This is a genomic window from Afifella sp. IM 167, from assembly GCF_020144925.1.
Classification (GTDB): domain Bacteria; phylum Pseudomonadota; class Alphaproteobacteria; order Rhizobiales; family Afifellaceae; genus Afifella.
Genome location: NZ_NSLC01000002.1, coordinates 421,746 through 442,378 on the forward strand (window position 1 = coordinate 421,746; position 20,633 = coordinate 442,378).

At 67.0% G+C, this 20,633-nt stretch carries 22 protein-coding genes; 3 read left to right on the top strand and 19 right to left on the bottom strand.

Translation table 11 applies throughout. The features are described from left to right. Positions 1-8: 8 nt before the first annotated feature. Together secD and yajC are read right to left on the bottom strand one after the other, a co-directional pair. Positions 9-1,610: a protein translocase subunit SecD gene (secD, locus tag CLD20_RS04635; protein ID WP_224405422.1), complete on the bottom strand. Its 1,602-nt coding sequence runs from the start codon at positions 1,608-1,610 to the stop codon at positions 9-11. A 30-nt stretch (positions 1,611-1,640) separates the two neighbouring features. Then, entirely contained in the window at positions 1,641-1,976 is a 336-nt protein-coding gene (gene yajC / locus CLD20_RS04640) for a preprotein translocase subunit YajC (RefSeq protein WP_224405423.1), read from the bottom strand. Positions 1,977-2,161: 185 nt separating this feature from the next. On the opposite strand from yajC, the gene CLD20_RS04645 reads away from it, so the two are divergent. After that, a complete protein-coding gene (locus CLD20_RS04645) occupies positions 2,162-3,028 on the top strand; it encodes an ATP-binding protein (RefSeq protein ID WP_224405424.1) in 867 nt (288 codons plus the stop codon). Positions 3,029-3,102: 74 nt separating this feature from the next. On the opposite strand, the gene CLD20_RS04650 is transcribed toward CLD20_RS04645, so the two are convergent. The 14 genes from CLD20_RS04650 to CLD20_RS04715 form a co-directional block, all read right to left on the bottom strand. Next, a complete protein-coding gene (locus CLD20_RS04650) occupies positions 3,103-4,308 on the bottom strand; it encodes a M23 family metallopeptidase (protein WP_224405425.1) in 1,206 nt (401 codons plus the stop codon). Between the two features lie 108 nt (positions 4,309-4,416). After that, on the bottom strand, positions 4,417-5,088 hold the full coding sequence (locus CLD20_RS04655; protein WP_370636806.1) for a protein-L-isoaspartate(D-aspartate) O-methyltransferase: 672 nt from the start codon (positions 5,086-5,088) through the stop codon (positions 4,417-4,419). Then, positions 5,085-5,879: a 5'/3'-nucleotidase SurE gene (gene surE, locus CLD20_RS04660; protein WP_224405426.1), complete on the bottom strand. Its 795-nt coding sequence runs from the start codon at positions 5,877-5,879 to the stop codon at positions 5,085-5,087. The genes CLD20_RS04655 and surE overlap by 4 nt, the downstream gene beginning before the upstream one ends. Continuing rightward, a complete protein-coding gene (gene serS / locus CLD20_RS04665; RefSeq protein WP_224405427.1) occupies positions 5,876-7,177 on the bottom strand; it encodes a serine--tRNA ligase in 1,302 nt (433 codons plus the stop codon). Before serS ends, surE begins: the two co-directional genes overlap by 4 nt. Positions 7,178-7,320: 143 nt before the next feature. Then, positions 7,321-8,133 (bottom strand): twin-arginine translocase subunit TatC, encoded by an 813-nt coding sequence (gene tatC / locus CLD20_RS04670; protein ID WP_224405428.1) that lies wholly within the window; start codon positions 8,131-8,133, stop codon positions 7,321-7,323. Then, positions 8,130-8,573, bottom strand: a complete 444-nt coding sequence (tatB, locus tag CLD20_RS04675; RefSeq protein WP_224405429.1) for a Sec-independent protein translocase protein TatB — start codon at positions 8,571-8,573, stop codon at positions 8,130-8,132. Before tatB ends, tatC begins: the two co-directional genes overlap by 4 nt. 33 nt (positions 8,574-8,606) lie before the next feature. Next, positions 8,607-8,831: a twin-arginine translocase TatA/TatE family subunit gene (locus CLD20_RS04680; RefSeq protein WP_224405430.1), complete on the bottom strand. Its 225-nt coding sequence runs from the start codon at positions 8,829-8,831 to the stop codon at positions 8,607-8,609. A 66-nt stretch (positions 8,832-8,897) separates the two neighbouring features. After that, entirely contained in the window at positions 8,898-10,013 is a 1,116-nt protein-coding gene (locus CLD20_RS04685) for an ABC transporter ATP-binding protein (protein ID WP_224405431.1), read from the bottom strand. Positions 10,014-10,075: 62 nt separating this feature from the next. Then, entirely contained in the window at positions 10,076-10,723 is a 648-nt protein-coding gene (gene scpB / locus CLD20_RS04690; protein ID WP_370636807.1) for an SMC-Scp complex subunit ScpB, read from the bottom strand. Further along, complete coding sequence (locus CLD20_RS04695; RefSeq protein ID WP_370636808.1) at positions 10,716-11,519, bottom strand: ScpA family protein; 804 nt, start codon at positions 11,517-11,519, stop codon at positions 10,716-10,718. The genes scpB and CLD20_RS04695 overlap by 8 nt, the downstream gene beginning before the upstream one ends. Further along, complete coding sequence (gene nagZ, locus CLD20_RS04700; RefSeq protein ID WP_224405432.1) at positions 11,516-12,538, bottom strand: beta-N-acetylhexosaminidase; 1,023 nt, start codon at positions 12,536-12,538, stop codon at positions 11,516-11,518. Before nagZ ends, CLD20_RS04695 begins: the two co-directional genes overlap by 4 nt. Before the next feature lie 29 nt (positions 12,539-12,567). Continuing rightward, positions 12,568-14,613 (bottom strand): SPOR domain-containing protein, encoded by a 2,046-nt coding sequence (locus CLD20_RS04705; RefSeq protein ID WP_224405433.1) that lies wholly within the window; start codon positions 14,611-14,613, stop codon positions 12,568-12,570. A 47-nt stretch (positions 14,614-14,660) separates the two neighbouring features. After that, positions 14,661-16,427, bottom strand: coding sequence for an arginine--tRNA ligase (gene argS, locus CLD20_RS04710; protein ID WP_224405434.1), 1,767 nt, complete (start codon positions 16,425-16,427; stop codon positions 14,661-14,663). 62 nt (positions 16,428-16,489) lie between these two features. After that, positions 16,490-17,689, bottom strand: coding sequence for a deoxyguanosinetriphosphate triphosphohydrolase (locus CLD20_RS04715; protein WP_224405435.1), 1,200 nt, complete (start codon positions 17,687-17,689; stop codon positions 16,490-16,492). 71 nt (positions 17,690-17,760) lie between these two features. On the opposite strand from CLD20_RS04715, the gene CLD20_RS04720 reads away from it, so the two are divergent. Both CLD20_RS04720 and xth read left to right on the top strand, forming a co-directional pair. Next, positions 17,761-18,144 (top strand): iron-sulfur cluster assembly accessory protein, encoded by a 384-nt coding sequence (locus tag CLD20_RS04720; protein WP_224405436.1) that lies wholly within the window; start codon positions 17,761-17,763, stop codon positions 18,142-18,144. Positions 18,145-18,193: 49 nt separating this feature from the next. Continuing rightward, entirely contained in the window at positions 18,194-18,979 is a 786-nt protein-coding gene (gene xth / locus CLD20_RS04725; protein ID WP_224405541.1) for an exodeoxyribonuclease III, read from the top strand. Between the two features lie 7 nt (positions 18,980-18,986). Here xth and CLD20_RS04730 read toward each other — a convergent pair whose 3' ends face one another. The 3 genes from CLD20_RS04730 to CLD20_RS04740 all read right to left on the bottom strand — a co-directional run bounded on the left by CLD20_RS04730 (position 18,987) and on the right by CLD20_RS04740 (position 20,598). After that, positions 18,987-19,595, bottom strand: coding sequence for an SCO family protein (locus CLD20_RS04730; RefSeq protein WP_224405437.1), 609 nt, complete (start codon positions 19,593-19,595; stop codon positions 18,987-18,989). Next, positions 19,592-20,125, bottom strand: a complete 534-nt coding sequence (locus CLD20_RS04735; protein WP_224405438.1) for a copper chaperone PCu(A)C — start codon at positions 20,123-20,125, stop codon at positions 19,592-19,594. The genes CLD20_RS04730 and CLD20_RS04735 overlap by 4 nt, the downstream gene beginning before the upstream one ends. A gap of 62 nt (positions 20,126-20,187) precedes the next feature. Next, positions 20,188-20,598 (bottom strand): hypothetical protein, encoded by a 411-nt coding sequence (locus CLD20_RS04740; protein ID WP_224405439.1) that lies wholly within the window; start codon positions 20,596-20,598, stop codon positions 20,188-20,190. Positions 20,599-20,633 lie beyond the last annotated feature (35 nt).

A 20,633-nucleotide genomic window follows, 5' to 3' on the forward strand; every position in this document is an offset into this window, starting at 1 on the left:
GGCTGGGCTCAGATCGGCACGGTTTTAGGGCGCTGGTTGCGCACCCAGACGGCCACGATGAAGCGCGTCAGGATGAAGGCGGTGAACATCGTCGTCAGGATGCCGAGGGCGAGCGTCACGGCGAAGCCGCGAATCGGGCCGGAGCCGAGGGCAAAGAGCGCGAACGCCGCGATCAGCGTGGTGATGTTGGCGTCGAGGATGGTACCGAGAGCCCGGCTGAAGCCGGCCTCGATGGCGTTGATGGCCGATCGGCCGAGCCGCGATTCCTCACGTATGCGCTCGAAGATGAGCACATTGGCGTCGACCGCCATGCCGACCGTGAGCACGATGCCGGCGATGCCAGGCAGCGTCAGCGTCGCCTGCAGGATCGTAAGCAGCGCGAAGAGCAGGACGATATTGGCGATAAGGGCGATGTTGGCGAACACGCCGAACAATCCGTAGACGAGCACCATAAACACGATGACCGCGGCCGTGCCGATAAGCGCGGCCATCTCGCCGGCAGCGATGGAATCGCGGCCGAGACTGGGTCCGACGGTGCGTTCTTCGACGATGGTCAGATCGGCCGGCAGCGCGCCGGCGCGCAGAAGGACCGCCAGGTTCTGGGCGCTCTCGACAGTGAAGTTGCCCTCAATCTGTCCCGAACCTCCGAGAATCGGCGAGCGGATGACCGGCGCGGTGATCACCTTGTCGTCGAGCACCACGGCGAAGCGCTTGCCGACATTCTGCTGCGTCAGCTGGCCGAAAACGGAGCCGCCGCGCGAATTGAACCGGAAGGTGACGATCGGCGTATTGGTCTGCTGGTCGAAGGCCGGCTGGGCATCGACAAGGTCGTCGCCGGAGAGCCTTGCCCGCGATTCGATGAGGATCGGCCCGTCGCTCGGATCGGCGGGCTGGGCGATCTCGCAGCCGGCGGGCGGGCGGCCCTGCTCGGCGGAGACGATGTCACCGTCCGGGCATTCCAGATGGAAGGTCATCTTCGCCGTCTGTCCCAACACGTCCTTGAGCCGGCGCGTGTCTTCAAGTCCCGGCACCTGCACGAGAATACGGTCCGTTCCCTCGCGCTGGATGGTCGGCTCGGTCGTGCCGAGCGCATTCACGCGGCGGCTGAGAACCGAAAGGCTCTGCTCCACCGCCGAGCGCGTGCGCTCTTCCAGGCCCGCTTCCGTCAGGGTCGCGGTGATGGTCTCCCCGTTCCGGCTGAGATCGACCTCGCTCACGGAGCCCTGGCCGAAAAGGCCGGACTGGATGGGCTGCGTCAGCGGCTGCAGGAGCTGCATGACGCGGTCGCCGTCGGAGGCCTCCCGCAGCGTGAAGGAGACGCTTTCGCCCCGCCCCCGCAGGTTCCGGTAGCCGATGCGCTCGTCGCGAAGGGTCTGCCGGATGTCGCCGGTCAGCGTCTCCAGCCGGTCCTTGATCAGCGAATCGCGCTCCACCTGCAGAAGGAGATGCGCGCCGCCGCGAAGGTCGAGGCCGAGCACGATCTGCCGCTGCAGGAAGGAAGGCCAGGACTGGACGGTCGAGGCAGGGAAGAGATTGGGAAGGTCGATGACGATGCCGGCAAGGACGACAAGGACGATCAGCGTGACCTTCCAGCGGGCGAAATAAAGCATGAAGCGGGGCGTCCCGGGAGGTGTCGGGCTTTAGGAATCAGAGCCGGCTACCGGCTCCGACTTGGCACGAACCTCATAAATGAGGCCTCTTTGCGCCCGCACCTTCACGCCCTCGGCGATCTGCAGTTCCAGCTCGGTGTCGTCGACCACTTTCGTGACCTTGCCGATGAGGCCGCCGCCGGTGACGACCGTGTCGCCACGCCGGATCGCCTTCAGCATCTCTTCCCGCTTCTTCGCCTGCTGGCGCTGCGGACGGATGATGAGGAAGTACATGATCACGAAGATCAGGAGGAAGGGCAGAAGCGAAATCAGCATCTCGCTGCCGCCGGCGCCTGCGCCCTGGGCATAGGCCGGAGTGATAAACATGAAGGCCTCGGGTTTTTATGTTTGCGGCCCCTTAGATGGGGGTCCAAGTCGGCGCGGACTATAGCTTCGGCGCGCACCTTTGCAACCGCCTGTGAACCTCGGTTTCTGGCGCCTGGCAGCCATGGCTTCCTCGGCGGCGAGGCACATGCTAACCGCACGGGCTCTCAGGAAAGAGCAAGAGTCCCGTGTCGAAGGAAACATCGAAGAAGCTCGCCCCGCTCCTGGAGCGGATCGCCAGTGCCCTGGAGCGCCTCGCCCCTGACCCTGTCCCACCGCTCGATCTCGACGCGGCGGACGCCTTCGTCTGGGAGCCGGTGCCGCCGCGCCTCCAGCCGGTAGCGAAGGTCAACCGGCTGGAGATCGGACTGTTGCAGGGGATCGATCGCTCCCGCGATACGCTTCTCGACAACACCCGCCGTTTCGCGCAGGGCTTTGCCGCGAACAATGCGCTCCTTTGGGGTGCCCGCGGCATGGGCAAGTCCTCGCTCGTCAAGTCGGCTCACGCGCAGGTTTCTTCCGAGCACCCGCAAGCGCGCCTGAAGCTCGTGGAGATCCATCGCGAGGACATCGCCACCCTGCCGGAACTGATGAACCTCATTCGCGGCCGACCGGAGCGCTTCATCTTCTTCTGCGACGATCTGTCGTTCGATGCCGACGACACCTCCTACAAATCGCTGAAGGCAGCTCTGGAGGGCGGCGTCGAAGGCCGTCCGGACAATGTCATCTTCTATGCCACCTCCAACCGGCGACACCTTCTGCCGCGCGACATGATCGAGAACGAGCGCTCGACCGCCATCAACCCTTCGGAGGCGGTGCAGGAGAAGGTCTCGCTATCGGACCGCTTCGGCCTCTGGCTCGGCTTCCACAATTGCGACCAGGACAAGTACCTCGCCATGGTGCGGGCCTATGTGGAGCATTTCGGTCTCGGCGTCGCGGAGGAGGAATGGCGGCCGCAGGCGCTGGAATGGGCGACGACGCGTGGCGCGCGCTCGGGCCGGGTCGCCTGGCAGTTTATCCAGGATCTTGCCGGCCGCGTCGGCAAGCGGCTCTAGCGCGAAAAAGAACGCGCAAAGAAAAGGGGCGGCCGAAGCCGCCCCTGTCTCGATCCCTGGATGGAAATTCGGCCCTAGGCCGAGGCCATGTGCTCGACCGGATTGACCGGCGTCGCTCCCTTGCGCAGTTCGAAGTGGACCTGCGGGCTGGTCACGTTTCCGGTCATGCCGGACTTGGCGATGATCTGGCCACGGCGGACCGTATCGCCGCGTTTCACTTCGATGGCGCTGTTATGCGCGTAGGCCGAAACCCAGCCGCCCTCGTGGCGAACGAGGACGAGGTTGCCGTAGCTCTTCAACTCGTTGCCGGCATAGATGACCGTCCCGTCCTCGGCCGCCTTGACGGCCGTGCCTTCCGGAACGGCGAGGTTGATGCCGTCGTTGCGCTCGCCGTTCGGCTTGGTACCGAACTCGGCGATGATGCGGCCCTGCACCGGCCAGCGGAAGCCCGTCGCGGCGGGTTGCTGTTTGGCCGGGTTCGTGGAGACCGGCGTCGCAGCCGGGCGATTGCCCGCATCGGAAGAAGGCGGCGTATAGCTCGCCGGCTGTTCCTGCCGGCGCGGCTCTTCGGCCTGAGGCGCCGGGTTGCTCTGCGGATCGACGCTGGCGACCTGCGTGCTGCCCCCGTTCGGAATCACCAGGCGCTGGCCCGGGCGGATCGCGCCGTCGTCGAGATTGTTGGCGCGGGCGAGTTCGCTCGTGGTCAGGCCGTGATTATGGGCGATCGTCCAAAGCGAATCGCCGGACTGCACCGTGTAGGAACCGCCTGCCGAATTTCCGGCCGATGCCGTCACCGGCTGCTGGCGCGGCGCGGCTGGCCGAGCCGCGGGGGCGCTTGCCGCCGGTTGGGTGCTGCGCTGCACCGGACGGCCGTTCTGGTCGACCTTCAGCCTTCCCAGAGGCTTGGGCATATCGCTTGGGGCGTAGGGCTCCGGCGGCGTGTAGGCGCGCGGTGCGGATGCCTGCTGCTGCGGATAGGGCGTCGGCGCACTGCCTCCGCTCGGCCCCTGGTAATTGTAGGCGGTCTGGTAGGAGCCTGAGGGCGGCGGCAGCGGCTGCGACCGCACTGCCCCCCCGCTGGCGAGCTGGGTCGGCTGGTAGCTGGGTGTCGGCTGGCTGGCGATGACCTGGCGCTGATTGGCCGTAGAGCCGGTGTAGACCGGCTCCATCAGACGCACCGCGTCGGCGCTGCACCCCGCTCCGAGACCTGCCAACAGGGCAAGCGCACTGATACGGGTGGACCAGAAGACAAGACGGGCGGACGGGGGATACTGCCTCATTGAGGAAACTCGCGACTCCAATGGAATGCAGCCACGATCAAAAAGCATTAACATTGAAAAGGAGTTAAGAGCCGACCGAAAGTGCGGGCAATCTGGCAGACGCAACAGCTAGAGATTGCGCGCAACCCCTTCCACCAACGGCACGAATCGCACCGCGCCGAGATCGCGGGTTTCGACCGTCGTTCCCTCTTTGCGAAAGAAAGTCAGGCGCTGGACGCTATCGGCCGGCCCGACCGGCGCAATCAGGATGCCGCCGTCGACGAGCTGGGCGACGAGTTTTGCCGGCGCGGCGGCCGCGGCCGCCGTGACCAGGATACGGTCGAACGGCGCCTGCGCCGGCCAGCCCTTCGATCCATCCGACACGACGCCGGTGATGTTGGTGATGCCGAGTTCCTGCCAGCGCGCCTCGGCGCTTTCCAGGAGCGTCCGGTAGCGCTCCAGCGTCGTCACCCGCCGCGCGAGCTTGGCAAGGATTGCCGCCTGATAGCCCGACCCCGTGCCGATCTCCAGCACGTGGTGGCGGTCCTCCACCTCCAGCGCCGCCGTCATCATCGCCACCACCGAGGGGGCGCTGATCGTCTGCCCGCACGCGATCGGCAGCGGCCGGTCGAGATAGGCCTCGCCCCGGTATTGCTCCGGCACGAACACTTCGCGCGGCACCGTCTCGATCGCCGCCAGAACCCGCCTGTTGGAGATCCCGAGCTCGCGCAGCTTGAGAATCATGCTCGCCAGCCGGATGCGGGCATCCGGATCCGGTTCAGGCGGCACGATGTCGCTCACGAGCCCGGCGCCTGCGCGCGGTTGCCGGGCGGAGAGGCGAAATGGTCGAGCAGCTCCTGGCGCGTGCGCTCATGCGTCATGTCGAGCGACAGCGGCGTCACCGAGATGCGCCCCTCGGCCAGCGCTGCAAGATCGGTCTCGGGCGGCGGATCCATGATCTGATGCTTGAAGCCGATCCAGTAGTAGGGCCGGCCGCGCCCGTCGGCCCTCTCCTCGATGCGGATCCAGTCCGGCACCCGCCTTCCCTGCCGCGTCACCGAGACGCCGGCGACCTCGCCCGCGGGCCGATCCGGAAAATTGACGTTCATCAGGACGTCCGGCGCGATGTCGGCTTCGAGCGCCCGCCGGATGATGTCGGCTCCATGGGCGAGCGCGCAGTCGAAATGCGGATGCTCGACCGTCTCGCGCCCGAAGGCCTGCGACAGCGCGAAGGAGCGGATGCCGAGAAGCGTGCCCTCGATCGCCCCGGCGACGGTGCCGGAATAGGAGACGTCGTCGGCGATGTTCTGGCCGCGGTTGACGCCGGAGATGACCAGATCGGGCTTTTCGCCGAGCACCTGCTTCAGCCCCATGATGACGCAATCCGTCGGCGTGCCGCGCACGGCGAAATGCCGTTCATCCACCTGGCGCAGGCGGAGCGGGTCGCTCAGCGTCAGCGCATGGGCGACGCCCGACTGGTCCGTCTCCGGCGCCACCACCCAGACGTCGTCGGACAGCGAGCGGGCGATCTTTTCGGCGATTTCCAGCCCCGGGGCGTGGATGCCGTCGTCGTTGGTGACGAGGATCTTCATGCGCCGATCCGCTCCTTGCCGCCGAGATAGGGCCTCAGCACTTCCGGCACGGTGATCGTGCCGTCCGGGTTGCAGTAATTCTCCATCACCGCGATGAGCGCCCGCCCCACAGCCACGCCCGAGCCGTTGAGCGTATGGACGAAGGCCGGCTGCTTCTCGCCCGCCGGGCGGTAGCGCGCATCCATGCGCCGCGCCTGGAAGTCGCCACAGACCGAGCAGGAGGAGATTTCCCGATACGCCTTCTGGCCGGGCAGCCACACCTCAAGGTCATAGGTTCGCCGCGCGGCAAAGCCCATGTCGCCGGTCGAGAGCACCATGACGCGGTAGGACAGGCCGAGCTTCTTGAGCACCGCCTCGGCGCAGGCCGTCATCCGCTCGTGCTCCTCCACGCTCTTTTCGGGCGTCGTGATGGAGACGAGTTCCACCTTGTTGAACTGGTGCTGGCGCAGCATGCCGCGCGTGTCGCGCCCGGCCGAGCCCGCTTCGGAGCGGAAGCACGGCGTCAGCGCGGTGAAGCGCAGCGGAAGCTCCTCTTGCGAAAGGATGCGTTCGCGCACGAGGTTGGTGAGCGGCACCTCGGCGGTCGGGATCAGCCACAGCCCGCTCGTGCCGGCCCCGCCCTCCTCGGCGGCGGAGACGGCATAAAGATCCTCGGCGAATTTCGGCAGCTGCGCTGTGCCGAAGAGAACCTCGTCGCGCACCAGCACGGGCGGCGCCACCTCGGTGTACCCATGCTCGCCAGTATGCAGGTCGAGCATGAACTGGCCGAGCGCCCGCTCCAGCCGGGCAAGCTCGCCCTTCAGCACCACGAAGCGCGAGCCGGAAAGCGTCGCCGCCGCCTCGAAATCCATCAGGCCGAGCTTCTCGCCGATCTCGAAATGCTCGGCCGCATCCGCGTTGACCTGAGGCTCGCCGAAGCGCCTGAGTTCCACATTGGCGCTTTCGTCGGGCCCGACGGGCACGTCGGCCAGCGGCACGTTGGGGATCGTCGCGAGCACGGCCTGAAGCTCGGCTGCGATCTCCCGCTCCTTGGCCTCGCCTTCCTGCAGAAAGCTCTTCAGCTTGGCGACCTCGTCGATCAGCTTCTGCGCCGCGGCCTCGTCGCCGGAGGCCTTCGCCTTGCCGATCTCCTTGGAGGCGGCGTTGCGGGCCGCCTGGGCCTTCTGCAGCTCCTGCACATGCGCCTTGCGGCGGTCGTCCATGGCGATGAGGCGCTCCGCCGCCGGCTCCTCGCCGCGATCGGCGAGAGCGCGGTCCAGCGCCTCCGGATCCTTTCGAATCCACGAAATGTCGAGCATGTCCTGCGGAACCTCCGGTCGGCCGCCCATCGGACGGTCCAAATATCGTGTGTGGCCGCGAACGGCCTAACGCAACCGGTGACGGGGTCAAGCCTCGCCGGGCGCCGGCGGTCCGGCCGGCGCCCTTCGCCGCGAAGAGCGGTCTAGAGTTCCGCCTGCGCCTCGCGCGTCGCGGCGCCCTTCAATTCGACCCGGCGCACGGCCCAGATCGAAATCTCGTAGAGGATGAGCGTCGGCAGGGCGAGGCCGATCTGGCTGATCGGATCGGGCGGCGTCAGCACCGCAGCCGCGACGAAAGCCAGCATGATCGCCCATTTGCGCTTCGCCCTCAGCGTCTTGGCATCGACGATCCCGACCCGGCCGAGAAGCGTCAGCACCACCGGCAGCTGGAACACGAGGCCGAAGGCGAAGATCAGCGTCATGACGAGCCCGAGATACTCGTTCACCTTGGGCAGGAGCTCGATCGAGGCCTTCCCCTGCCCGCCCGCCTGTTCCATCGACAGGAAGAAGCCGAGGGCCAGCGGCATGACGAGGAAATAGACGAGCGCCGCGCCGATCAGGAAAAGGATCGGGGTCGCAATGAGATAGGGATAGAAGGCCTGCCGCTCGTGCTTGTAGAGGCCCGGCGCGACGAACTTGTAGAGCTGGTTGGCGATCACCGGGAAGGAGATGAACACCGCGCCGAAGAAGGCGAGCTTCATCTGGGTGAAGAAATATTCCTGCGGCGCCGTATAGATGAGGCGGATGTTGCGCTCCGTCCCGGCCGCCCGTTCATAAGGCACAATCAACAGGTTGAAGATCGTGTCGGCGAAATAGAAGCAGACAATGAAGGCGATCACCACCGCGATCACCACCTTCAGAAGGCGCGACCTCAGCTCGATCAGATGCTCGATGAGCGGCGCGCGCGAAGCCTCGATGTCGTCTTCGCCGGGTCCGGCCGGGTTCTGGGCGTTCATGCAGCGTCGCTCTTCGGTCCGCTACCGGACGTGACCGGCTCTTCGCCTTCCACTCCGCTCGCAGTCGGCTCGGGCGCAGCGGCGGCGGGCACACTCGCCTCGGGCGCTTCCGTCAGCGCGGAAGGAACGGGCGGCTCAGCCGGCTTCGCGGATTTGCCGGCAGGCGTGTTGACCGCGCTCTCCACGTCCTTCTTCAGGTCGGCGAGAGGGTTCATCTTGGAGATCGACTGAAGGGTCTTCTTGGTATCCTCAAGATCGGCCTGTCGCTCGGCGTCGCGCAAGGCGTCGTCGAACTGGCGCTTGAAATCGTTCGCGGTCCGTCGAACCTGCCCCATGGTGCGGCCGACAGTCCGCAGCATGCCTGGCAAATCCTTGGGACCGACCACGATAATCGCCACGCCGGCGATAACTGCGATCTCCGTCCAACCGATATCGAACATGGAACCTACCGAGGCCGCTTGCGGCCGCCGAAATCAGCCGACGTTCTGCTTTTTCTCGGCCGGCTCGACGGTCGACGCCTCGTTGTGCTCGATCGTCTTTGACGTGTGCTGATCGGGCGTCTCGTCCTCGGCCATTCCGGCCTTGAAGCTTTTGATGCCCTTGGCGACGTCGCCCATCAACTCGGAAATCTTGCCGCGCCCGAAGAGGAGCACGACGATCACCGCGATGATCATGATCTGCCAGAAGCCTACAGACATGGCTTGAACCTTTCGAAACTCGTCACTGTCGGTTGCGAAGGACTATCGCAAATCGCTGTAGGGCCATCAACCGACGGGCTCAGCCTCTAGCGGGAACACCAGGGCGTCCCGTGCATCGAAGCCCACCGTCACCTCGGCGCCAACCGCCAGCGTTTCCTCCACACGCGCCCGCGCCGTGATATAGGCATCAAGTTCCTGCAACGCCACATCGAATTGCTGAACCTCGCCGAGAAAGCGGCGGCTGACGATACGGCCGCGCGCGCCGGCGGACGCGCCGTTGGCCGGGCGAAGCCGCACGCCCTGCGGCCTGATGGCCACCACCGCCTTCGTCCCTTCGGCGAGCCCGGGGGCAGGAAAGCGCCCGGCCGGGGTCACGGCCTCGCCCGCCGAAACCGTCGCCTCGATCTCGTTGAGGGCGGAGAAGAACCGCGCCGCGAATAGCGTTTCCGGAGACCGGTAGAGGTCTTCCGGCCGCCCCTCCTGGACGATGCGGCCTGCCCGCATCAGCGCAATCCGGTCGGACACCGCCATCGCCTCTTCCGGATCGTGAGTGACGATGAGGGCGGTGGCTCCCGCCTCCCTCAGCACCGCCAGCGTTTCGCTGCGCACCGATTCCCGCAGGCGCGAGTCGAGACCGGAAAAAGGCTCGTCCATCAATAGGATGCCCGGCCTTGGCGCAACCGCTCGGGCGAGCGCGACACGCTGCTGCTCGCCCCCCGAAATCTCGTGCGGAAACGCCCTGGCGAGATGCGAGAGGCCGACCCGTGTCAGCGCGGCGGCGGCTTCGGCGGCGCGCTCGGAGCGTGACAGGGCCGCCAGCCCGAACATCACGTTGTGCAGCACCGTCAGATGCGGAAACAGCGCGTAATCCTGAAAGACGAGGCCGACGCTTCGCTTTTCCGGCGGCAGCATATCGGCCGGCGAGGCGACCTCGCGCCCGTCGATGGTCACGCGCCCGGCGCTCGGCGCCTCCACGCCAGCGGCGATGCGCAGAAGCGTCGTCTTGCCGCAACCCGACTGGCCGAGAAGCGACACGACTTCCCCGGCCCCGATCTGAAGATCGACCGAATCGAGCGCGGTCACGGGCCCGTAATGCCGCTCCACCCCCTCGAAGCCGAGGGAGGAAGCGATGGTTGCGGCGGCGCGCCTGCGGCGGACCGGCATCGGCTGGGGAGCGGACATTCCGGCCGGATTAGGGAATTGCCGGCAGACGCGCAAGCATCGCGGTCATTCGCGGCGCGTGCTCACCCGTCCTCGTCCAGGAAGTCTTCGGTCGGTGGCTCCCCGAAGGGCGGCTGCGCGTCGAAGCCTGGCGGGATGGTGGCGTTGAGCAGCCCTGCCGCCTTCAATTCGGCAAGGCCCGGCAGATCGCTGATCGCCGACAGGCCGAAATGATCGAGGAATTCCGTCGTCGTGCCGAAGGTGAGCGGCCGTCCCGGCGTGCGGCGCCGCCCTTTTGGCCGCACCCAGCCGGTCTCCAGAAGGACGTCGAGCGTGCCCTTGGAGGTGGAGACGCCCCTCACCTCCTCGATTTCCGCGCGCGTCACCGGCTGGTGGTAGGCGATGATGGCTAGCGTCTCGAGGGCCGGGCGCGACAGCTTCTTCTCTTCCTGCCGGTGCTCCTCGAGGAGAAAGCCGAGATCAGGCGCGGTGCGGAACGCCCAGGCCTCGCCCGCCTGTTTCAGGTTCACCCCGCGGCTTGCGTAGGCCGTCTGCAATTCGTGCAGCAGCGCATCGATCTTCACGCCCTCCGGCATCTTCGCCGCAAGCTCCGCCGCGCTCAGAGGTGCGGCGGCGGCGAAGAGGATCGCCTCCAGCATGCGCAGATGCAGCCGCCGGTCCTCTGGCGAAAGGCTGGTGACGTTGCTGGAAGCGACGAAGAGATCAGGCACTCGCCTTCTCCTTCGATTTGCGGCGGATATAGAGCGGCGCGAAGGTGGATGCCTGCATCAGCTCGATCTCGCCCTCGCGCACCAGTTCCAGGCTTGCCGAAAGGGCGCTGGCGCGGGCCGTGGCGCGCATGTCGGGCCGGGCGAGATACTCGGCGAGATACTGGTCGATCGGCGTCCAGGCGGTGCTCGGCCCAATGAGGCGCATCAGCCGCTCGCGCGCTTCGGCGAGCGGGATGACGGTGCGCTTCTTCAACTGGATGCTGCTGGCGAAATGCCGGGCGCGCTTGGCCGCATAGGCAGCGAGAAGATCGTAGAGCCCCGCCTGCCAGCGCGTCTCCGACGTGCCGGGCCCGGCGAGCGCCTCGGGCATGCCGCGCGCGAAGAACTCGCGGCCGAGCTTTTCCCGCGCCGTCAGTTCGGCGGCGGCCTCGCGCATCGCCTGCAGCCGTTTCAGCCGGAACGCCAGCCTTGCGGCCAGCGCCTCGCCCGTCGGTTCGTCCGGCGGCTCCGGATCCGGCAGGAGCAGGCGCGACTTCAGGTAGGCGAGCCATGCGGCCATGACGAGATAGTCGGCGGCGACCTGGAGATGCAGGCTCCGCACGCTCTCGATGAAGGCAAGGTACTGTTCGGCAAGCGCCAGAACGGAAATCTTGGTGAGATCCACTTTCTGATTGCGTGCCAGTGCCAGAAGAAGGTCGAGCGGGCCTTCAAAGCCGTCGACATCAATGAGAAGGACTTCGTCCTCGCCGGGAGCGGGCGCGGCATCCTCCTCGAAGAAATCTGCTTTCCCGCTCACGAGGTCCCCATCGCCAGAAGGGCTTCGAAACGCGCCTCCAGCGCCGCCCGGTCGACCGCCTCGGCCGGACGCATCGCCTCGGCAGCGCGCGCTGCGCGCGCCAGGGAGGCGCCCGAGAGCTCCGGCGCGGCGCAGGCGACGTCCCGCATCTCCGCCATGTCCCCATTGCAATGCAGAACGAGATCGCACCCCGCCTGAAGCGCCAGGCGGGAGCGCTCCGAAAAGCCTCCGGAGAGAGCGTGCATGGAGATGTCGTCGGTCATCAGAAGGCCGTCGAAACTGATTCGCTCGCGAATGATCCTAGCAATCACCGCCGGCGATTGCGTCGCCGGACGCGCGCTATCCACGGATGAGAAGACGATATGGGCGGTCATGCCGAGTTCGGCCTCGCTTGCGAGCGCCGTGAAAGGCTTGAAATCGAAGGCCGCAAGCTCCTCGACGGCCGCGTCCACCTCCGGCAGGGCGAGATGCGTATCGAGCGTCGAGCGCCCGTGGCCAGGCAGGTGCTTGATGACCGGAGCGACGCCGGCCGCCTTCAATCCGCAGATCGCGGCACGCCCGAGCGCCGTCACGACCTCGGGGCTGCGCCCGTAAGCGCGGTCTCCGATGACGCCGCTGCTGCCGGCCTGAGGAATGTCGAGGAGCGGCAGGCAATCGACATTGATGCCGAGCCCGGCAAGATCGAGCCCGATGAGCTGGGCGCCGAGACGGGCAGCCTCCAGGCCGGCCTCCGCGTCGCACGCGAAGATCTCGCCGAAGGTCGCGGCCGGCGGGTAGCGCCGCAGGATCGGCTCCCGGATGCGCTGCACCCGGCCACCTTCCTGGTCGATGAGGATCGCAAGGGACGGATCGTCGAGCGCTTCGCGGATATCCGCGCACAGGCGCCGGATCTGCTCCGCCTCGGCGATGTTCCGGCCGAACAGAATGACGCCCCAGGGCCGCTCGGCCTTGAGGAAGGCGCGCTCCTCGGGCAGGAGCACCGTGCCGGCGAGGCCGCAGATGAAGGCCTTTGCCGGCATTCAGGTCCTGGCGAAAGTCGCGGCGCGGCTCAGCGCGTCACGAAGCACGAGCCGCCGGCGCTTTTCAGGTTCTCGCAAAGGGAGATGGCCGCATTGCGGTCGGCCATCGGCCCGATCTGCACCCGGTAGAAAACGCCTTTGTCGCCAAGATCGGCCTCGCGCACCAGCGGCTCCTGATTGGCAAGCAGGGAGGGGAAGCGCCGCTGCAGGCTGGAAAAGGCCGAACGCGCCTGATCGGCGGTACGCTGCGAGCTCACCTGAACCTTCCAGCCCGAAGGATCGGCCGTCGTAACGGCCGGCTGGGCGGGCGCCGCGGCGGGCTGCGGCGCTGCCATCTGCGGCTGCGTCGCGGCGGTCGGCGCGGCAGCCGTCGTCGTGGTGGTTGGAGCCGGCGCGCTCATCGCGGGCGGCGTGGGCCGAGGTGCGGGAAGGCTTGCGACCTGCGTCGTCTCGGACGGCGTCGGCGCCATCAGCTCATTGCCGGTCTGAACCGGCGCCGGGCTGGAGCCGAGCGTGTTGCCGGATTCCACCGCCGCGTCGGAGCCGACGCGCACGCTCTGCACGCGAACGGGCTGCGGTTCGTCCGCGGGCGCCGGACCGGCGATTTCCGTCGGCTCGGAAGACGCGGCCGCGGCCGGCTGCTCTGAATTCTGAACGATGGTGCCGTCCGGGCGAACGATGACGGTGCGCACCTTCTTCGGCCCGATCGGAGTCACTTCCGGGCCGAGTTCGGGTTGCTGCGCGTCGTCGGAGATGCGCGCGGAGATCTTGCCGTCATCCTCGCCGCCCTGCGCATTCGGCAGGACGATGCGCGCGATTTCCCGCGGCTCTTCATTGCGGTCGACGAGCTGTTCGTCCGTGTTGCTCTCGCGGCCCGAGACGCGGTCGAACACGGCCTGGCCGACCTGGTCGCCCTCGCTGTCTCCGGCATTCTCGACCGCCACCTTGACCGGCTCGCCATCGGCGCTGATCACCGGCACGGAGCCGGGCTCGCCGTTTTCCTGGCCTCCGAGCATGGCAAACACGCCGCCACCGATGACGACGACGCCGAGAACGCCCGCAAGCGCCATCAGTCCCTTGCGTTTGCCCTTCTTGTGCGGCCGCTCCTCGGCTGCGAGCCCATCGAAGCCATCGCCGTCGGCATCTGCCGGAGTCACCAGCGCTTCGTCGGTCAGGAACGGGAATTCGGCGCCAAGAGCCTCGGCCTCCCGGCGCTCGTCGTCTTGCTCGTCGAAATCAGGATCGGCGGCTTCGAAATAGGGCTCGCGCTCCGGCTCATAGGCAGCTTCCTCGCCCTCGTAGGGTGAGGCCTCATAAGCCTCGGGCTCATAGGCGCCCGGCTCATAGGCGTCCGCCTCGCGATCATAGGCTTCCGCCTGGTAGGTCTCTTCTTCGTATGCGGTCTCGTATTCCGTCGGGGGCACCGCGGGGGCTTGCGGCTGTCTCTGGCCGTGCCAGTCGACATTCTCGTTGCCGAGGCCGCCGCCCAGCAGCGCCTCGAAATCATCCCCGCTCTGCCGCCCGTAGCGGCTGCTCACCCGCGGCTCGGGGGCCGGCTGGCGCGAGGTGGAATAGCCGGCGTCACGCTCCAGCTCGTCGGCGAGCGCGGCCAGGATGTCGGCGTCCTGTGGGTCGTAGGTGGCGGACGGTGCCGCCTCGGGCTCCGGCTCGACCGGCGGAATGACATGCCGCTCTTCGGGCTGCCAGGAGACGAAGCGCGGCTCCTCGGGCGCCGGCCGCGGCTCCTCGCGCTGTTCAGGTCGCGCGCCGAAATGGGATGCGCGCTCTTCGGTCCGGCCGGTAGGCTCCCTGCCCGTTTCGGCGGGCTCCTCGCGGTTCGTCTGCTCGAATTCGCGCATCAGCTCCGCTTCGAGCTCGGAGGAAAAGGCGTCGAAGCCCGGTTCCCGCCGCTCCTGCGCGGTGGGCTCCCTGCCCCTCGATGACGGGCTGAAATAGTCTCCGTCCTCGCTGACGATGCGGGCGAGTTCAACGAGGGGATCGTCTTCGTCGTGTTCGCCGGGCCCGTAAACCTGGTCCGAGCTTCCTCCGGAAGACTTCGGGCGATTATCCGCCATCGAGCAAACCTTACGCGTTGTTGCGGTAACGTCGCGCCCCGCCGGATTTAGCGCATCTCCTCGGGTGCTTCGACCCCGAGAACGGCGAGGCCGGCCCGGATCACCATTCCAACGGCAGTCACGAGTGCGAGCCGGGCATATGACGTTTCTACATCATCAGGCTTAATGAAGCGTAATTGCGGCGCTTCCTTGCCTTTGTTCCAGTGAACGTGGAAGGCGCTGGCCAGATCGTAGAGGTAATAGGCGACCCGATGCGGCTCCCTGCTCTGTGCCGCCGCCCGCAGCAGACGGGGCCAGTCGCACAGAAGCTTGACCAGCTGAAGTTCCCCCGGATCTGAGAGCCTTGAAAGGTCGGCGGCCGCCAGCGACGCGGCATCTCCGGCAAGATCGGGGAGTTCCTCGCCGAACTGCCGCCGCACCGAAGCCGTGCGTGCATGCGCGTACTGCACATAGAAAACCGGATTGTCTTTCGACTGTTCCGTCACGACCTTGAAGTCGAAGTCGAGCGGCGCGTCGGCCTTGCGCGTCAGCATCATGAAGCGCACGGCGTCGCGTCCGACCTCCTCCACGACCTCCTGCAGCGTGACGAGGTCGCCTGCACGCTTCGACATGCGCACGGGCTCGCCGCCACGGAACAGGCGCACGAGCTGGGAGAGTTGCACTTCCAGCGCCGCGTTTCCTTCCGACACGGCCTTCACTGCCGCCGTCATGCGCTTGACGTAGCCGCCGTGGTCGGCGCCCCACACATCGATCATGTGGTTGAAGCCGCGCGCGTATTTGTCGAAATGGTAGGCAATGTCGGAGGCGAAGTAGGTGTAGCCGCCATCCGCCTTCTTCAGCGCCCGGTCGACATCGTCGCCGAACTGGGTCGCCCGGAAGAGGAGCTGCTCGCGCTCGTCCCAGGCCTCGTCGTCGCCCTCCTGCCCCTTGGGCGGCGGCAGCGTGCCCCAGTAGACGAGATCGCGCTCTTCCAGCCAGGCGATGAACTCCGCCACCCGGTCGCGCCCGTTCGCCGTCAGCGAACGCTCGGAAAAGAAGACGTCGTGGCGGATGTCGAGGCTGGCAAGGTCCTCGCGGATCGCTTCCAGCATGGCCTCAATGGCGAAGGCGCGCACCGTCGGCAGCCACTCGGCCTCGTCCTGGCTCTTCAGCGCCTCGCCGTATTTTTCCGCCAGCGCCTTGCCGACCGGCACGAGATAGTCGCCCGGGTAAAGCCCCTTCGGTATCTCGTCGACGGCCTCGCCGAGCGCCTCCAGGTAGCGCAGATAGACCGAGCGGGCGAGCACATCGACCTGCGAGCCGGCATCGTTGATGTAATATTCGCGCGTCACCTTCTCGCCGGTGGCGGCGAGAAGGTTGGCGATGCCGTCGCCGACGACGGCGCCGCGGCAATGGCCGACATGCAGCGGCCCGGTCGGGTTTGCCGAAACGTATTCGACGTTCACCGCCTCTCCGCTGTCCGGCACGCTATAGCCGTAGCGATCCCCCGCCTTCAGGATGGCGACCAGCTGGTTCGCCCAGAAGGCCTGCGACAGCCGCAGATTGAGAAAGCCCGGCCCGGCGACCTCCGCGCTTTCCACGTCCGCGTCGTGCGCAAGCTCGGCGCCGAGACGGGTCGCGATATCGCGCGGCTTCATGCCGAGCGGCTTGGCGAGGATGAGCGCGGCGTTGGAGGCAAGGTCGCCATGCGCCGCATCGCGCGGCGGCTCGACCACGATCCGCGCCAGAATGTCGTCGGCAAGCGAGGCGGCTTCCGGAACGGCCTTGCCGAGGGCGGACCGGATCCGCGCCGCAAAATCATCAAAAAGGGTCATGCGAGATCTTTTCCATCGCCGCGCGAACGGCGGGCTTTTCGCCGAAAATGTCGATGCGCGGCCTAGCCGAGATCGGGAGTTCGGTCAAACAGGCGGCGATGCTCGGCAAGTGCGTAGCCGTCGGTCATGCCGGCGATGTAGTCGCCGACGCGCCGGCAAAGTCGGCGGTCGTCGCCTTCGCCGAGCCCCGTCTGCCACTCGGCCGGCAGAAGCTGCGGCGCCTTCGTGAAGCGGGCAAAGAGCGAACGGATCACCTCGCCTCCGGCCTCGACGCGCGCCATCACTTCGGGGTGGCGATAGAGCCGGGCAAAGAGGAAGCGTTTCAGCTCCTTCTCTTTGCTGGCGACCTCCGCCGAAAAGCCGACAAGGAAGGAAGGCGCCGCGGCCACCGCCTCCGGCGTCCCGACCGCTCCGTCCTCCAGTCTCGTCGCGGTCTCGGCGATCACGTCGAAGATCATCACCGTGATCAGGCGGCGAACCAGCTCGGCGGCCTGTCGCGAGGGCTCGAGGTCGGGATACTCCGCCTCGATCGCAGCGAGGATGCCGGCTGTCAGCTCCACCTCGCGAAGGTCGTCCAGCGCCAGAAGCCCCGCGCGCAGGCCGTCGTCGATATCGTGCGCGTCGTAGGCGATATCGTCGGCGATCGCCGCGACCTGCGCCTCCCCCGGCGGCTGCGCGGTGAGATCGAGCGCGAGCGCCGTGTGCAGCCCGGCGACGACGGCCGGCGGCTCGTCGTTTCGGTAGGGGCCGTTGTGCTTGATCAGGCCGTCGAGCGTGCCGAGGCTCAGATTGAGTCCGTCGAAGCGCGGGTAGCGGCGCTCCAGCTCGGTGACGACGCGAATGCTCTGGACGTTGTGATCGAAGCCGCCATGCGCCCCCAGCACCTCGGCGAGCGCCCTTTCGCCGGCATGGCCGAAGGGCGAATGGCCGAGATCGTGGGCAAGCGCGATCGCCTCCGTCAGGTCCTCGTCGAGACCCAAAGGACGGGCGATGGAACGCGCGACCTGCGCCACTTCCAGCGAGTGCGTCAGCCGGGTGCGGAAATGGTCTCCCTCCGGGCGCACAAAGACCTGCGTCTTGTGCTTCAGCCGCCGGAAAGCGGTGGAATGCACGATGCGGTCGCGGTCGCGCTGGAAGGGCGAGCGCAGCGGATCGGCGGCCTCCTCGTGAACGCGCCGCGCACCGGCCTCCAGATCGGCCGCATACGGCGCGCGCCACCGCGCGCCGCCCCTCAGAAGATGTTCCGGCAGAACCCGCGTCATCTGTCCGTAGAATTGACTTGTACCCCGGGGCTTCTTAGCTACCGGTGAGGCACAGGAGCAAGGCATTCGCCATGACCGAACACGCGCACACGACGATTGAGGAAAGCGCGGCGCCCGCTGCGGGCGGCGCCCCGGTGGTGCTGACGGAGCGCGCGGCCAGACGCGTCGCCAAGATCCTGAGTGCCGAGCCGGCAGGCACCGCGCTCCGCATTGCCGTCGAGGGCGGCGGCTGCTCCGGCTTCCAGTACCGCTACGATCTCGTCCAGGAAGAGCCGGCGGCGGACGACCTCGTCCTTGCCCGCGACGGCGCGACGGTGCTCATCGATCCGATTTCCATTCCCTTCCTCGACGGAGCCGAGATCGATTTCGTCGACGATCTGATGGGCCAGTCCTTCCAGATCCGGAACCCGAACGCCACGTCGTCCTGCGGCTGCGGCACCAGTTTCGCCCTCTGACGATGTCGGCCTCGAAAATGAATCCGGCCGCTGCCGGCGCGCCGGCATGCTGAAGGTCGCCACCTGGAACATCAATGGCGTCAAGGCGCGGCTCGATGCGCTGACCGCCTGGCTGTCGGAGGCCTCTCCCGACATTGTCTGCCTCCAGGAGATCAAGTCGGTCGACGAGGCCTTTCCGCGCGAACCGATCGAGGCGCTCGGCTACAATCTCCAGACCCACGGACAGAAGGGCTTCAACGGCGTCGCCATCCTGTCGAAGCGGCCGCTGGAAGATGTGACGCCCCGCCTCGCCGGTGACGATTCGGACGAGCAGGCGCGTTTCCTGGAAGCGGTGGTGTCAACGAAGTCAGGCGTCCTGCGCGTCGCCTCCGCCTATATGCCGAACGGCAATCCGCTCGGCGGCGAGAAATTCGCCTACAAGCTCGCCTGGATGGAGCGGCTTCGCCTCTGGGTCGACGAGCGCATGGAACTCGAAGAGCCCTTCCTGCTGGCGGGCGACTACAACATCATCCCCGAGCCGGAGGATGCGCGCCATCCCGAGCGCTGGACGGACGATGCCCTCTTCCAGCCCGAAGTCAGACGCGCATGGCGCGAGCTTCTCGCGACGGGTCTGACCGACGCCATTCGGTCCGTCAGCGACGATCCGGGCCTCTACACCTTCTGGGACTATCAGGCCGGCGCCTGGCAGAAAAACAACGGCATCCGCATCGACCATGTGCTGATGTCGCCGGAAGCGGCGGATCGCTTCGCGGGCGCGGGCATCGACAAGCATGTCCGCGCCTGGGAAAAGCCCTCCGACCACGTTCCGGTCTGGGTCGCCCTCGACCTCGACTGAGCCGGCCTCACGCCTTGTCGGCGAGATTCTCCAGCTTCTTCAGCATCGTATCGGCATCCTCGCCATAGGCGAGCGTGCCGACGAACTTGCCGTCCTTGTCCATGAGGAAGACTGAGGCCGTGTGGTCGATGGTGTAGCCGTCGTCGGTCGGCACGCGCCGGTAGTAGATCTTGTAGGCCTTGGCGACCTGCTCGATCTGCTCCTCCGTGCCCGACAGGCCTCGGATGCGCGCGTCGAAAGCGGAGGTGTAACGCTTCAGATCCGCCGGCTTGTCACGCTCCCAGTCGACCGAGACGAAGACGAAGTTCAGCTTGTCGGCCTCCGTGCCGAGCCGCTCTATCAGCCCGGTCAGCTCGTAGAGCGTCGTCGGACACACGTCCGGGCAATAGGTGAAGCCGAAATAGACCACCGTCGGCTTGCCGAGGAGATCGGCCTCCGTGACCGTCTTGCCGTCCTCGTCCGTCAGCGTGAAGGGACCGCCGATATCGGCGATCCCCATCTGCTGGCGCAACCCCTCCGGCGCTCCGGGCTGGAGCAGGGCAAAGCCCACGGCTCCCGCCGCCCCGATCGCAACCCCAAGCGCGGCGGCAATGCCGATGACGCGAAGGCGGCTCACTTCGTGTCTCCCCCGGCCTCCATGCCCTCGCCGGAGCCGTCCATCTTCATTTTCATGTGGGTAGAGGCCCCATCGGGACCGGGCGCGCCGACCGGAGCGACGACCATTTCCACATCGAGCGGCCCGGCCTTCTCAAAGGTCAAGGTCACCGGAACCGGAGCGCCTTGCGCGATGGGGCCGGAGAGATCGAGGAACATGACGTGCAGGCTGCCGGGCTTGAGTTCGACCGTCTCGCCGGCGGGGACGGGGATACCGTCCTTCATCTGCCGCATCTTCATCACGCCGCCGGTCATGTCCATCGTGTGAAGCTCGGCCCGCCCGGCAATCGGAGAGGCGGCGGAGACGAGGCGATCGTCTTCATCGCCCGTATTGGTGATCTTGAGGAATCCGCCACCGGCCGAGGCCGAGGGCGGCGTCGCACGCGTCCAGGGCGTGTCGATCTCGATCTTGCCGACGCTGTAATCGGCGGCAAGGGCGGGGGTGGCGGCGGCGATCAGCGCGGCCGCGAGGACTTTCGAAAAAATACGCATGTCGTTTCTCCAATGAGCATGTCTTGAGGCCCGCTGCGCAAGCGGCGGGCGAGTTGAGAGCGTCAGAGGAGAATGGAGGGCGGCCCGGTCGCGTCGGCCGCAAGACCGAGCGAGGCCGGCATGGCCGGCGTGACGATTCGCTGCGCCGCACTCCGTGTCCGCGACATCGACGGCACATCGAAGGACGGACTGTGCGGCGCCAGCGCTGCGCCGACCGCGCAGGCGGCCTGGCAGAGCGCATCGCAGCAGGAGCGATCAGCCCCGATGGGAAGCCGGGAGCGTCCGGCATCTGCCTCGTCGGCCTGCACCCGATGCTGCGAGCAGAGGATGAAATCGGGCACCGGCGCGCCGTTCGCCATGGCGCCATGTGCCGTGGCAACGACGATGCCCTGAAAGAGAAGCGTGTAGACAACGATCGCCGCGACGAGCCCGCCGGAAAGCCGATCTGCCTGGAGACGCCGGAAGAAGCGCATAGCCTGCTTTTCGGCTCGCCCGGACGAAAACACAA